A 13,852-nucleotide genomic window follows, 5' to 3' on the forward strand; every position below is an offset into this window, starting at 1 on the left:
TTCCTGTTCCCTCCAGCTCAGTACACATAAGCAAGAAGTTGCCCACCAATCTTCTTCTCACGGGCTTCGTACTGGGACATAACTCCGCTTGAAGTAGTTATTATAAGGGCGCCAAAGTTCTTTGCAGGCAGGAACTGTTTTTCCCAGCGTTCAAAGCTGTCAGTCCCTACTGAATACCGCGGCTTGATTGCACCGCATTTGTTGACTCTTCCTACAAGAGTGACACTGTAGATTCCGGCTTTTCCGTCATCGATAAGCTCGAATTCTCCAACGTAGCCGAGATCTTGCATAACCTTCAACACATTGCCAATGTTTTTTGAGGCAGGCCTGATAATACAGGTACTTTTCCCAATAGCTTCGGCATTCTTAATTGTGGAAAGGGCGTTTGCAAGAGGATCAAGTAATACCATTTTAATCACCTTATGAATACTTCTCAAAACCCATCTCGTGGGCAATCTCCCTGAAACAGTGCCTGCAGAGGTAAATGTCGTATTTACGGACAAGTCCCTGCTTTCTTCCGCACCGCTTGCACACGTTTACTCCTCTTCCGGACTTATTTATATTCTCTGCCATTTACATGACCTCCACGCCATAGCTCTCATTAAGGAAAGCAACTGCGTCCTCAACTGTGACCCTGTGGTTAGTCGGAATCTTCCTTGTTGCAATCCTTCTCTTGCAGATTCTTTCTCCAGGGCGCTTGATAACAACTGTTACGTCCATTCCGAAAACCCCGATATTCGGGTCATATCTCATGCCCGGAAAATCGGTGTGTTCTTCAATTCCGAAAGAGACGTTTCCAAGGGAGTCAAACTGGGACCTGACAAGAGTCTTATCGACGATGCCAAGAGCAGTCTCGAGAAACTGCTGGGCTCTCTGGCCTCTCAGGGTCACTTTGCAGCCTATGGGTTCGCTCTTTTTGATCGCAAAAGCCGGAAGAGTCCTCTTGGCAAAGCACCTGACAACTCCCTGCCCTGTAATAGTCTTGAGGATTTCTTCGGCATTTACGAGATGCTGGCCACTTTCTCCAACACCCATGTGGACAATTACCTTCTCAACAACAGGGGTGCGCATAACATTACTCAATTACCTCACCACCGAGCCGTATTTCCGGCTTGTCCTCGCCAATGACAATCACGTAATCTTCAATTGTCTCAAAATCGGTTTCCCCGGAAATCGCAACCGTATTGTGTCTGGAACTTTTAACTTCCCTGATTTCCGTAATCTTTCCGATTTCTCCAGAGTGCTGGCCGCCTACTACCATTGCCAGGTTGCCGACCTTGAACTGCAGGTGCTTTACAATCTGCTTGTCAGGCACTGAGAGAATCAAAGAGTCTTTTGTGCCGTACTCATTAGAACCGAGAATGTTAGTCCCATCGTTCAGATTAAGCTGCACCTTTCCTCCTTTGAGAGTAGTTTTGTTGTTGATCCTGCACAACTTGTTAACATTTGTCTCATTCAACTTATGAAGAGCCAGACGTCCCTTTTCATCCTGGAACATTCTATATGTTTCATTTATGAGAGGGAGTGTAATTACGTCAAAAAGCCCTACAGGGAACCTTAGGTCTTTTCTGGGAATCCCATCTACAAGAACTTTGCCTTCCGAGAGGATCTTCTTACCTTCCCTGCTATTATCCACAAGCTTGAGAATATCACGAATTATGATTCCAAGCGGAAGACTGCGTGCCTGACTGTGAGGCCCCGGGCGGGTAGTGGAGACCCATTTATAACCTTTTTTCCCGGCCTTCCAGCTTTTTGGGATTGATAATCTTTTCTGGTGTGTCACAAAATCACCTGCCTCACTTCTTAATGCTTGATGCTCTGCGCCCGTCCTTCAGTTCCAGTTTTGTAATCATAACATTGGAGGGGTATATAGGTCTTGGGACTTCGGTGCCATCCACTTTGGTGGAAATAACTCCGTCCACAGAAATTGTGCCATCCTGAAGAGAAACAGTCTGGACCTTTCCTTCAGTACCCTTATAGTCTCCGCGCATGACTTTCACGGTATCACCCGCGATAACTGCGGCGCTTCTTGTACCATACTCCTTGGAGAGCTCTTCGCTGAGCCTTGCACCCATGAATTTCTGTCTGATGTGCAGAGGCGCATTATATCTTGCCTTTCTCTGCTTTCTCGGCTGTTTGGATACCATTTTCGCCACCTCAGACAATGATAGATGCTGTGGTCCCGATTTTGGGGAACCTCTCAGCTACTTCTCTTGCTACAGGACCTTTTATGTCCGTGCCTTTGGGAATCCCATCTTCATCCGTGATTACCATGGCATTGTCCTCAAAGGACACACGCAGCCCATCAGGACGGCGGAATTCCTGTTTCTGGCGAACCACTACTGCAAGGAGAACCTGCTTCCTCATTTCGGGTGTGCCTTTTTTTACCGAGACAACGCACATGTCTCCAATTCCTGCGCAGGGCATTCTGTTCTTTACCCCTCTATACTTCTTGACAGAAATAATCTCAACGACCTTGGCTCCGGTGTTGTCCACACAAGGAATCTTGGCGCCTGCATTGAGAGCCCTTGGGATGTTGGAGCGTATGCCTTTCATTTGGGCACCTCCGCTTTAACTACCACATAGGACTTTGTTTTGCTTATACGCCTGCATTCTGCAATTGTAACGATATCCCCGACTTTTGCTGAAATGCAGGGTGGGTTATGTGCGTGAACCTTCGAGCGTCTCTTCTCGTATCTCTGGTATTTCGGCACCAATTTCATGTATTGCCTTTCAATAACTACCGTATTGTCCATCTTGCTGCTGACCACGGTGCCCACAAGGATTTGACCTCTTACTGGAAGCGTTCCGTGGAAGGGACAGTATGAATCATCACATTCTTCTGATGGCTCCGGTATGTTTAATCCAATATCTTTTGCCATGAGTTTAGCCCCATTTGCGTAACTTTTTGATGTTCTTGATCCGATTTTCGGGTTGTGAGAGCAGCAGGTTTCCCTGAATTTTAACGAATGTATCGGATCTGCGGCCTTTTTCTGAGAGCTCGGCAGGGATCCGGAAGAGAAATTCCGAATCCGCCTTTGGAATCTTCAGTTCCCGCGACCTTGAGTTTTCTATAACTAACATATTTTTTGTCTCGTCAATTACCCGGCCACGAGTTCCTATCAATGCTGAATTAGTGGAATTAATCACTTGGATTTCGAGCCCTATCAGTTCATGATAGATAAGGGTCGAAGGTAGAATTTCCACTTTAGATTTCATTTAGCTCATGCTGAATTGTCTTTATCCGGGCAATTGTTCTCCTGATTTCTCCGATTCTTCCCGGATTTTCAGGAGCTCCGCCTGCGGAAGTAAGAGCACGTTCCCTGACCAGTTCACTATTAAGAGTCTCGAGTTCGTCAGCCCGTTCGTCAAGTGACATGTCCCGGATTTCTCTGGATCTGAGGATTGCCATTATTCCTTAGCCTCCTTATGAACCCGTGCCATGGGATGCCAGTAGTCGTAACCCTCATGCTTGTGCTGCCAGACTCCGTTAACCTGTCTTCGCAGTTCTTCTGAGCCTTCAACCTGAATGATTTCAGCCTCTTCAAAGTCTTCTGCTACTTCAGCCTGAGGTTCTTCCTCGGCCTCTTCAGGTTCTGCAACTTCAACTTCTACTGGTTTAGCAGGTGCTGCTGCAGGAGTTTTGGGTTTTGCCGCACTTTCCTTTTTAGGAGTTTCAACAGGTTTTTCGGTCGGTTTTGCAGCCGGCTTTTCGGCAGGCTTTTCAACCGGTTCGGTTACAGGCTCACTTGGTTCCCTGGTTGTGTATGAATCAGGTAGGACAACACCTGGCTGAATGATCCTGACTTTGCAGCCAAGAGTTCCAAGCTTTTTGATTGCTACTGCAAATCCTTCGTCAACGACCTCTTGTACAGGGTTTCCGGAGTGTTTTATGTACCCATCAACGAATTTTTCAACTCTTGACCTTGCACCTGTGAGTTTCCCGGAAATAACAACTTCACAGCCAAGTGCGCCTGCGTTCATGACTGCACGAAGTGTGTTGTGTCCGGCTTTTCTGAAGTACCAGCCTCTCTCAATTGAAGCTGCAAGCCTTGATGCCATCATCTGAGCGTTAAGTTCAGGTTTCTTAACTTCCTGAGCATCAATCTGCGGGTTTTCAAGATTGTATTTAGTTGCAACGTCCCTGGTAAGCTTTCTGATGACCTTTCCGGCTTTTCCGATTACCATTCCAGGCTTTTCAGAATAGATAATGATTTGGGTACCCATAGGAGTCCTGTTAAGCTCCATACCGCCATATCCAGCTCTGTTCAGCTGGTCTGCGAAATACTCATCCATGGAGGCTTTAACATACCCATCATTGACGAATTTTCTTTCTATTGCCATTTAACGCACCTCGGAAAGAATCATCTCAATATTTACAGTGTCTGTGTCTTTAGGAGTGGCACGGCCTCTGGCTCTTGGCATAAACCCGTGAATTACCCTCCCGCGCTGAATTGCAGCGTGGGTGATATACATACTTGCGGGTTCAAGTCCCTTATATTCGGCATTGCTTTCTGCATTCTTCAAGATCTTGAGGATCTCTTTTGAAGCATTAACAGGGTACCTGCCTGCAGCCATTGGACCTTTTCGGTGTCCTGAGCCATCATGGTGTCTTTTGAATGGGACTGCCTGCTTTAAAGCAATTACATCTTCTAAAAACTTTCTTGCTTCAGGAACCTTCATACCCTTAATTTTGCAGCAGACTTCACGGGATTTTTTAGGGGAAATATGGAGTTCGGAACCCATAGCCTTAGAGGTAGTCTCAGGGTCTCCCTTAACTGAATAATTAATTCTTGCCATTCCCTTTCACCTCATTTCAGTGGCACGAATTTACTTGAACGGGTTGCTCCCACACCAGCACTGCCATGTGTAACTCTTGATCTTGTGGGTGCGAATTCTCCAAAACGATGCCCGATCATTTCAGGTTGAAGGTCTACACTCACAAAGCCTTTCCCACTGTGGATTTCAATCGTCTGTCCGATCATTTCAGGAAGAATGATCATATCTCTGTGATGAGTCCTGACCTTCTTTCCTTCCTTGAAATCATGCAGAACTTTTTTCTGTCCGTCGGTAAACCCGCGTTTAATGCTCCTGCGTTCTCTTGAAGGCAGGAGTTCTGCAAACTCTTCAAGACTCAGTTCCTGAAGTTCTGAGACGGTTTTCCCGCGGTAGGTATATTCACCCTTTCTCTTTGGTAATCTTGATGATGATTTTTTAGCCATAACAAATACCCCTCATCAGCGCTTCATTCCGGTCCTTCTAGCTGCAATCAGTCCGACCTTTCTTCCAGGCGGAGCGTTTCTGCTAACTGTTGTAGGCTTGCCCGGATGCTTCCATGCACCTCCACCGAATGGGTGGTCACGCGGGTTCATGGCAACTCCTGAAACCCTGGGATACTTTGCAGCTCTTGTTTTCATTTTGTGGTACTTTTTCCCGGCTTTGAGCCATGGCTTGTCAACCCGGCCTCCTCCTGCAACAATACCGACAACTGCTCTGCATTTCGGATTTAACCATTTAATGTTACCTGAAGGCATTGACACTGCAGTCCTGTTAGGCTCATGGGTTACGACAGTTGCGTATACACCGGAAGAACGCACGAATCTGCCACCGTCATTTGGCTTCGACTCGATGTTGCAAATAAAGAAACCTTCAGGCACCTTTCCTATAGGAACTATGTTTCCTGGCTGGACATCGGCATCGTCTCCACACTCGATTGTGCTCCCTACTGCAACCCCTTCAGAAGCAAGCAGGAGAAGTTCTTCCCCATTTTCAAAGGCGACTTTTGCTATAGGAGCTGAGCGAGCAGGGTCGTGCTCGAGGTCAATGATTTTCCCCTGAATCGACGTATTCTCGTCAACGCGAGGATGCCTCAGTTCTGCCTTGTACTTGTGAGAAGGAGCTCTATAGGTCGGAGTACCTCTACCCCTGTTTTGTGATATGATTCTTTTACCCATACATCACACCTCACATAAGTCCTATCCGGGTTGCAATCTCGTGTGCAGATTCAGGATCTTCGAATGTCAGGATTGCTTTTTTCGTGCCCTTCATGGTGGTCATGGTTCGCACGGATTTTACTTTGAACCCGTACAGTTTTTCAACGTCTTCTACGATCTGCTTTTTGTTTGACCTGGTATCCACGATAAACTGAAGCTTGTTTTCATCAAGCAACATCATCGCTTTTTCAGTAACAAAAGGATAATTGATTGAACTCATTGGAATGCACCCTCCAGTTTCTCAACTGCGGATTCTGTCCAGATAGTTAGGCGTCCTGCGTGAGTGCCAGGTGCGAGCAGTTCGGCATTAAGTGAGTCCACTGTTGCAATGTCTACTCCTGAGAGGTTTCTTGCAGCCTTCAGAATAGGGGCATTTTCCCCTGCAACAATAAGGATGCTCTTTTTGTGCTTGTATTTCCTGCCTCTTAGCTTTCCGCGGCCAGCTCTGATATGTCTTCCATATTTTGCCCTGAGCACGTCTTCATAGACTCCGATAGCCTGCAGGAATTCTATTACCTGCTTTGTTTTGTCCAGGTCTTCAAGAGCGTTCTCCGTAACAATTGGAAGTTCAGCTTCAAAGATATGGCCTCTCAGGCTTACGAGAGTCGGATCCCTTGTTGCTGCGATTGCGGAGCGGATTGCATAGCGGCGTTCCTTAGTGTTGACTTTCTCGCTTCTGTCAGCTTCCGGTTTTGGTGGGTGAGCTCTTCTTCCGCCTCTTGCATGAGGAACTCTTGCAGCTCTGCTGCTGTTTACGAGCCTTGGAACATGGGATGTGCCTCGCCCTGAACCCCAGCCTCTTGCGGAAGTTTCCATACCTGCGTAGAGACGGGGACCATAGGGTTGAAGCCTGTTTGCCTGTGCCGCAAGCACTGCCTTTTTAATCAGGTCAGGGCGGTAATCCACATCAAACACATCAGGAAGCTCAATCTCCCTGACAGCCTTCCCTGTGAGGTCTATTGTTTTTGCTGTAGCCATTTCACTTCACCCCTGCTTGGATTCCCTGCTTATGTGAAGGATATTCGGTTCGCCGAGATCGGCTTTCTTAGCCCTGATCGGATCTCTAAGTCTAATAAGCCTTTTTGAAGGTCCTGGAACGCTGCCTTTAATCAACACATAGTCTCCACGGACAAGGCCGTAATTTATAAAGCCTCCCTCTGGAGTGACTTCTTCCCCATCGGATCCAATCCTAAGGATGCGCTTGTTGAACTCGGTTCTCTGGTGGTATCCTGTTTGACCCATCTGTGGAACTCTCCAGTTAACGTGGCGAGGGTTGAAACCTCCAAGGGTACCGACCTGTCTAAGGCTGCCCTGCCTGGAGTGCTTACCCTTCATGAGCTGGATACCCCAGCGCTTTACTGGGCCCTGTGTACCTTTTCCGATAGTAATAGCAGCCGTGTCAACAAGTGTTCCGGTTTTGAAAACGTCTGTGACGCTTACAAGAGTGCCGATAATTGATTTTGCATACTCGAATTTGGTACTGAGATCTCTGGCACTAATTCCGGATTCCATGATGTCTGGGGTCTTTTTAGGGACTCCGGTAAGGCTCTTTGGCAGGGTATAGGTAACTGCCTTGATGTCGCTTACCTTGCCTTCTTCTATCATTTTTCCAATATTTCCAAGGGTTTCGGCCATGTTTTCGGCTGCTGGTATAGGGATCCTGCGCTTAAGTTCAGGATCCAGATCTGCTGCCCATACTTCAGCAATTGCCTTTTCTCCGGTGCTGTCTTCTGCGTAAGCCCGGATGGCTGCGACCCTTATTGCAGGAGTTTCGATGACAGTAACAGGCACGGAAATTTCCATACCCTGGGTAAGACTATTCTTAGTGTCATCAACCATGATCACGTGGGTCATGCCCACCTTGTACCCTGCAAAACTCTGTAGCTTTGGTTCACCTGTAGCCTCCGGCCAGGACCTGAACCGTGGAATGTGGCTCTTTGCCCTCTTGCGCGGACTGAATGCGAGGGAACCTCGTTTTGGTCGGTGTATGCTTGCCATATTTCTACTCCGTAAATTTCAGTTAAAATGCCAGTCCCTCCGGTCGGCTCAACATGAGTAGTAAAAGAAGAATGCACTGGATTCCCCGAACGCTACCAGGTGGGGAGGGACATCTTTCAGACCTGCCTGGCATATATGCCTCGAGCAGACCAGAGCTTTATTGCTCCCGGTACCCTAATTCCTTCAGGCATCTGCAAATATCCGATCCTCTTCCCAGCTTGTCTAGCAGGAGCATACTCTTAAAGGACCGATTTTACGATCCTGGCAGACCCAAACCCAGGCATCCGGCCCTGATTTGAAACATTAGTAACCTGATTTGAAACTTCAGTATTCGGTAATCTGACTTTAATTCAGTTCCCTAGTTTGAAACTTCAGTATTCAGTAACTGCAACCGCAACTCATCGAAAACCTGAACAGTTTCGTGCGATTTTAGGCGCCGTCAAGACGCCGAAAGCGGGCGTTTCAAAGCATTGGCCCTTTACACTCATGTTGATCCGACTTTTCTCACTGGATTTATCTTCAATGCAGGAAATCTCCCGTGAAACGGTAGAAAACCTTCTCTCCCGGATATCTCCAGGATGTTAGCATTAAGCATCACATTGATCTGATTAGATAATTTCAAGCACTAAAACGCATGAAATTTCTATCTCGGATGTACTTTGCGTTTAGATAGCACATCTAATATATAAAGCCTTTGTAGGGCAAGAAGAGAATTCAGAAAGAAAAAATCCGTTTCAGGTAAGAGACAAGTAAATAGATTAAAGAGTTAAGCTTATTGTTACCCAGTTGAAGTTGAAATATAGAAACTATAATCAAAAGAATACTAGCTCTACTTCTCGGCCGGCAAATGCCCATATGTCGGTTTAGAAGTACATATACTATGCTTACTATAACTAGAGAAGATGTATACTAAACCTACTATAATTAGAGTAGACATATACCAAGCCTACTATAATTAGAGTAGACATATACCAAGCCTACTATAATTAGAGTAGACATATACCAAGCCTACTATAATTAGAGTAGATGTATACCAAGCCTACTATAATTAGAGTGGACATATACCAAGCCTGTATTAGATTATACGCAAACTTGTAAACTATAAGTTTTAAGTTGTAATCGATCACCCTTTACAAAAACATTTTTGGGATCGGATGAATTTGTCAGTTAAAGTTTGCTTAAAACTCTATAATTCTTGTTTAGATATTGTGCTAGTGTTTTGAGTTTTATCTATACTTTTTTATATTTAAGTTTTGGGCACCTGCATGTGAGACTATGATCCAATACTAAGGTTATAGTCCGCCTGGACTGTGCAAATAATAAAAGAGAGATATATTTAATTCTTTCTTTATATATTTCATTTTTTGGAAGACATTTTCAAAAAATTGTATATTCTAAATTTATAATCTGGCAAATAGTGTAGTACGTTTGAGCTAAAACATTTAAGAATTTGTTTTATAATATAATATCTTGGAATTGAATTATTATATGGCCTTTGAAGGATAAGAGATTCTTTATTTTCCTTGTGTAGGCTTATTGAAATTCAAGATTCTGTTATAACATCCAAAATCTTGATATATATAGCCTTTTCAGAAACATTTACTTCGGTATCTATGAAGTTATTATGCAGGATATGATTGTTGGATATATTATCCAACAAGTCATCCAGCAATCTGCATAAAACCTGGCTCTAAAAGTAAAATTTCTATTAAACCAAGTTAAATCCATAAGGAAAAGTCATTAAGAGAGTTTGAACTAAGAAAGAATACTTTAAGTAATGAAAAGTCAAGATAGGTAGACTTAGAATTCTTAATGATATTATTATTACTATAGTGTTATTCAAAGAGAAAAAATTTGAAAAAAGAAAAAGCTTTTACAGAAAATAGTTCATTAAAAATATTTAATCGGCTTTAAAATTCCTTTAAAAATCATTGCAATAAAAGAGATTTAACTTAATAAATTTACAAAATAACAAATCGTGTTAAAACAAAATTTAAAATTATGCATAACTGTATAAATAAATACGGAAGTAGAGGCTTAAGCAGAAACCCGAAATTAAGCAGAAACCCGAAATTAAGCAGAAACCCGAAATTAAGTAGAAACCCGAAGTTAAGTAGAAATCCGAATTAAGCAGAAACCCAAAGTCAAGCGGAAGCCCAAAGTCAAGCAGAAACCCGAAATTAAGCGGAAACCCAAAGTTAAGCAGAAAAGAGAATAATTAAGGGGTGTAGTGATTGAAGAGAAAAACAGGGATTCATAACGAAACACATGGTAGGAAGTGGAGATTAATCTTTATTGCTCTTATTCTTGTTTTGTTAGTAATATCAGTATCGGCTACAGGAAAAGAAAGCAGCACAAATAGCAAGGCAAGCGACAGAACAGTACACGAATCAAATATTAAAGTAAGTAATGAGACTGAAAATAATTGTTCTTACTGTATAGTAAGTAAAGAACGAGGTAACACAGAGGATACTGAGTCAAAAACAGGAAAACAAAATTACACGAAAACTCAAAAGATAGTAGGGGAAGATAATCAGTCAAAAACAGGAAAACAAAATTACACGAAAACTCAAAAGATAGTAGGGGAAGATAATCAGTCAAAAACAGGAAAACAAAATTACACGAAAACTCAAAAGATAGTAGGGGAAGATAATCAGTCAAAAACAGGAAAACAAAATTACACGAAAACTCAAAAGATAGTAGGGGAAGATAATCAGTCAAAGACAGGAAAACAAAATTACACAGGAAAACAAAATTACACAGGAAAACAAAATTACACAGGAAAACAAAATTACACAGGAACTCAGAAAATAGTAAAAGAGAATAATGAGTCAATAACAGGAAAAGGAAATTACACAGGAAGTCAGGAAACAGTAGAAGAGAATAAATCAAAAACTGGAAGAGGAAATTACACAAGGGCTCAGAAAATAGTAGAAGAAGAGAATGAGTCAAAAACAGGAAGAGGAAATTACACAGGGACTCAAGAAATAGTAAAAGAGAATAATGAGTCAATAACAGGAAAAGGAAATTACACAGAGATTCAGGAAACAGCAAAAGAAGAAAATAAGTCAATAACAGGAAAAGGAAATTACACAGGATATCAGGAAACAATAGAAGATACTAAACCACAAATTCCTCTTTTAAATTTCGAAGTATATAAAATAAAAGAAAACAAAAGTACAGAAAATCAGGAAACAGTAGAAGAAGTCACTAAGTCGCCAATTCCTCTTTTAAATTTTGAACTGTACAAAATAAAAGAAAACAAAAGTATAGAAAATCAGGAAACAGTAGAAGATAATAAGTCAAAGACAGGAAATGGAAATTACACAGAGACTCAGGAAACAATAGAAGATAATGAGTCAATAACAGGAAAAGGAAATTATACAGGAAATCAGGGTAATAAATCAATAACAGGAAATGGAAATTATACAGAAAACGGAAATTACACAGGAATTCAAGGTAATGAATCAATAATAGAAAACGGAAATTACACAGGAAATCAGGAAACAATAGAAGAAAATGAGTCAAAGACAGGTAATGAAAATTACACAGGGATTCAGGGTAATGAGTCAAAGACAGAAAATGGAAATTATACAGGAAATCATAGTAATACGTCAATAACAGGAAATGGAAATTACACAGGGAACCAGGGTAATAAATCAATAACAGGAAATGGAAATTACACAGGGAACCAGGGTAATAAATCAATAACAGGAAATGGAAATTACACAGGAAATCAGGGTAATAAATCAATAACAGGAAATGGAAACTACACAGGAAACCAGGGTAATAAATCAATAACAGGAAATGGAAACTACACAGGAAACCAGGGTAATAAATCAATAACAGGAAATGGAAATTACACAGGAAATCAGGGTAATGAGTCAAAGACAGGAAACGGAAATTACACCGGAATTCAGGATAATGAGTCAAAGACAGGAAATGGAAATTATACAGGAAATCAGGAAGCAGTAGAAGAAGATAATGATCTAGAAACAAATAATGATACAGACAATCAAGAAAATACTGGAGAAAATGAGTCAAACCATTCAAAAAGCAGTGGATCGAACTGGAAATATAAAACAAAAATAATTAATACGACAATTACTCAAAAAAATGACTCAGAGAGTTCAGAAAGCAATAATGTATCAAACTTGAAAGATAAAACAATAACAGTAATTAGAACAGTTGCCCAAAACAGTACCAGAACGAAAAACGAAACAAAAACCGGAACAGTCAATGGCTCGAAAAGTCTGAAAAGTGTAGGAGTGAACGCTACAACCGGAAATAAGTCCTATAACGGAACCTCTAGCGACGTAAAGAATGTGACAAGTGAAATATTGGAACCCGACGTAAACTTGACGAACAGTTTGGAAAGTCAGGAAGTAAATGCTGAAGTAGAAGTATATAACTGGACAGATACTCAGGGAAATGAATCGGCAATACCTGAGATAAAAACGGAGAAGAATAGCTGGAACAATATGAAATTCATATTGTCATATTCCTGTTCTCTTCGTTCATTTTATACTGCAAACGAAAGCGTAAATTTAAGTTATAATGGGCCTACTGCTTTAGAACAGCAGGATGTGGATATATACCTCATCAAGGAACACAGCCCGAGTTCTCCGGAAAATGAGATTTCATCTGGTATGAGTAAGAGCACTATTAACCTCGAAGATGTATTAAGTAATGATACGGAAGCTTATGTCAAGATACCTGCAACCCTGAACAAAGAAGGAGACCTTACCCCCCTTACACTGGATCCTCTTCAGGCAGGTTACTACTGGATCCTTATAACACATGCAGGAAATGAAACGGTAAAAACCGAATCAGAAAAAGAGATCTATTTGGCAAAATATTTTGAAGTTCTCGAATATCAAATGGAAACCAGGGCTCCGGATGCCCTTCAAGAAGGCAAAAACTTAGAAGTCAACATGGATCTGAAGAATGCACCTGCAGAGAAAAATTACACTTACTGGGCTGTACTGATAAAGGATAGTGCCTATATATCATCTGAAGGCACGAACCCAAGGTGGAGGATGACCACGGGAATCAGGCCTATTGTGAACGGAGTTGACATTATCGGTAGTCTGGAAACAAGTTTAAACGGACATGAATCCGAAAATGGGAACAACGAACTTAAGAACGAAATCCAGACTATTATAGGAAAAGAGAATGGTACGATAAGCATAAGTGAGAAAAATCAGAGTAAACTTTCCCTGAAAAGCCGGGAACTTCCTCCAGGAGACTACCTCTTAGTTACGGGTGCATATGAAGATAGTGAAGGTCTTACAGGTATATTCCAGAAAAAGGTAAGAATATCATCCGAAAAATTATACGGGTCGGGCTTAGAATCCAGCTCAGGAAATACCTTAGGTAGCCGATCTTCGATGAAATCCAAAGTTTCTCCTCTTATGGAAATTAAGTCCATTCTCGAAAATCCAAAAGCGTTCATATTCGAAGATATCAAGCCATACATTCAGGCAAACTCGTTAGCAGAAGTCTTAAGAAATCCTCCAAAAGCCCCCTCCTTCCTGTTAGGCTTTGCAGTAACTCTACTGATAGGGGTTGCGGTACTGAGGAAAAAGAAATAAAAAACGTAAATAAATCCGGAAAACAAGACTGGAAAATTCTTAGCTTTAATAAAAACCGGAAAGTTTGAAAAATATAAAGAAAAGGAATGTAGGAAACTACAATCCTTCCTCTTGACAGCAATATGTAAAAACCTGTATATTGGAATGCTTTACTGAAGCGATATAGGACGCAAAAAAGAAAAAATATATAAACTAGTTTTATTATTTGTCCTATATCTGTCTAGAATTTTTATAATTAGTCCAGATGTAAGAGGTATACTTACATTA

At 42.0% G+C, this 13,852-nt stretch carries 18 protein-coding genes; 2 read left to right on the top strand and 16 right to left on the bottom strand.

Going from position 1 to position 13,852, the window contains the following annotated elements; all coding sequences use genetic code 11:
* Positions 1-17: 17 nt before the first annotated feature.
* Genes MSBR3_RS14060 through rpl3p form a run of 16 tightly spaced genes read right to left on the bottom strand, consistent with a single transcriptional unit; the run spans position 18 to position 7,991 of the window.
* Positions 18-410 carry a 30S ribosomal protein S8 gene (locus MSBR3_RS14060; RefSeq protein ID WP_048108852.1) on the bottom strand — a complete coding sequence of 131 codons (393 nt, stop codon included), beginning with the start codon at positions 408-410 and terminating at the stop codon, positions 18-20.
* 10 nt (positions 411-420) lie between these two features.
* Complete coding sequence (locus MSBR3_RS14065) at positions 421-573, bottom strand: 30S ribosomal protein S14 (RefSeq protein ID WP_048108853.1); 153 nt, start codon at positions 571-573, stop codon at positions 421-423.
* Positions 574-1,071: a 50S ribosomal protein L5 gene (locus MSBR3_RS14070; protein ID WP_048110564.1), complete on the bottom strand. Its 498-nt coding sequence runs from the start codon at positions 1,069-1,071 to the stop codon at positions 574-576.
* Between the two features lie 4 nt (positions 1,072-1,075).
* Positions 1,076-1,783, bottom strand: a complete 708-nt coding sequence (locus MSBR3_RS14075) for a 30S ribosomal protein S4e (RefSeq protein ID WP_048108854.1) — start codon at positions 1,781-1,783, stop codon at positions 1,076-1,078.
* Positions 1,784-1,796: 13 nt separating this feature from the next.
* Positions 1,797-2,147 (bottom strand): 50S ribosomal protein L24, encoded by a 351-nt coding sequence (rplX, locus tag MSBR3_RS14080; protein ID WP_048108855.1) that lies wholly within the window; start codon positions 2,145-2,147, stop codon positions 1,797-1,799.
* Positions 2,148-2,157: 10 nt separating this feature from the next.
* Positions 2,158-2,556: a 50S ribosomal protein L14 gene (gene rpl14p / locus MSBR3_RS14085; protein WP_048108856.1), complete on the bottom strand. Its 399-nt coding sequence runs from the start codon at positions 2,554-2,556 to the stop codon at positions 2,158-2,160.
* Complete coding sequence (locus MSBR3_RS14090) at positions 2,553-2,882, bottom strand: 30S ribosomal protein S17 (protein ID WP_048108857.1); 330 nt, start codon at positions 2,880-2,882, stop codon at positions 2,553-2,555. Before MSBR3_RS14090 ends, rpl14p begins: the two co-directional genes overlap by 4 nt.
* A 4-nt stretch (positions 2,883-2,886) precedes the next feature.
* Positions 2,887-3,219: a ribonuclease P protein component 1 gene (gene rnp1 / locus MSBR3_RS14095; protein WP_048108858.1), complete on the bottom strand. Its 333-nt coding sequence runs from the start codon at positions 3,217-3,219 to the stop codon at positions 2,887-2,889.
* Entirely contained in the window at positions 3,209-3,412 is a 204-nt protein-coding gene (gene rpmC / locus MSBR3_RS14100) for a 50S ribosomal protein L29 (protein ID WP_048108859.1), read from the bottom strand. The genes rnp1 and rpmC overlap by 11 nt, the downstream gene beginning before the upstream one ends.
* Positions 3,412-4,344, bottom strand: coding sequence for a 30S ribosomal protein S3 (locus MSBR3_RS14105; RefSeq protein WP_048108860.1), 933 nt, complete (start codon positions 4,342-4,344; stop codon positions 3,412-3,414). Before MSBR3_RS14105 ends, rpmC begins: the two co-directional genes overlap by 1 nt.
* The gene (locus MSBR3_RS14110; protein ID WP_048108861.1) at positions 4,345-4,800 is read right to left on the bottom strand and encodes a 50S ribosomal protein L22; all 456 of its coding nucleotides are present in this window, start codon (positions 4,798-4,800) and stop codon (positions 4,345-4,347) included.
* Positions 4,801-4,811: 11 nt separating this feature from the next.
* Positions 4,812-5,222 (bottom strand): 30S ribosomal protein S19, encoded by a 411-nt coding sequence (locus MSBR3_RS14115; protein WP_048108862.1) that lies wholly within the window; start codon positions 5,220-5,222, stop codon positions 4,812-4,814.
* Positions 5,223-5,237: 15 nt separating this feature from the next.
* Entirely contained in the window at positions 5,238-5,954 is a 717-nt protein-coding gene (locus MSBR3_RS14120) for a 50S ribosomal protein L2 (protein WP_048108863.1), read from the bottom strand.
* Positions 5,955-5,964: 10 nt separating this feature from the next.
* Positions 5,965-6,213 carry a 50S ribosomal protein L23 gene (locus MSBR3_RS14125; protein ID WP_011305150.1) on the bottom strand — a complete coding sequence of 83 codons (249 nt, stop codon included), beginning with the start codon at positions 6,211-6,213 and terminating at the stop codon, positions 5,965-5,967.
* On the bottom strand, positions 6,210-6,971 hold the full coding sequence (gene rpl4p, locus MSBR3_RS14130) for a 50S ribosomal protein L4 (RefSeq protein WP_048108864.1): 762 nt from the start codon (positions 6,969-6,971) through the stop codon (positions 6,210-6,212). The genes MSBR3_RS14125 and rpl4p overlap by 4 nt, the downstream gene beginning before the upstream one ends.
* A 6-nt stretch (positions 6,972-6,977) precedes the next feature.
* Positions 6,978-7,991 (bottom strand): 50S ribosomal protein L3, encoded by a 1,014-nt coding sequence (gene rpl3p, locus MSBR3_RS14135; RefSeq protein ID WP_048108865.1) that lies wholly within the window; start codon positions 7,989-7,991, stop codon positions 6,978-6,980.
* Positions 7,992-8,044: 53 nt separating this feature from the next.
* Here rpl3p and MSBR3_RS20455 point away from each other — a divergent pair, with 53 nt between their 5' ends.
* Together MSBR3_RS20455 and MSBR3_RS14140 are read left to right on the top strand one after the other, a co-directional pair.
* Positions 8,045-8,290 (top strand): hypothetical protein, encoded by a 246-nt coding sequence (locus MSBR3_RS20455; protein WP_155396829.1) that lies wholly within the window; start codon positions 8,045-8,047, stop codon positions 8,288-8,290.
* Positions 8,291-10,225: 1,935 nt separating this feature from the next.
* Positions 10,226-13,585, top strand: a complete 3,360-nt coding sequence (locus tag MSBR3_RS14140; RefSeq protein ID WP_048108866.1) for a TIGR04279 domain-containing protein — start codon at positions 10,226-10,228, stop codon at positions 13,583-13,585.
* Positions 13,586-13,852 lie beyond the last annotated feature (267 nt).

The sequence above is a fragment of the Methanosarcina barkeri 3 genome, assembly GCF_000970305.1.
GTDB lineage: Archaea > Halobacteriota > Methanosarcinia > Methanosarcinales > Methanosarcinaceae > Methanosarcina > Methanosarcina barkeri_A.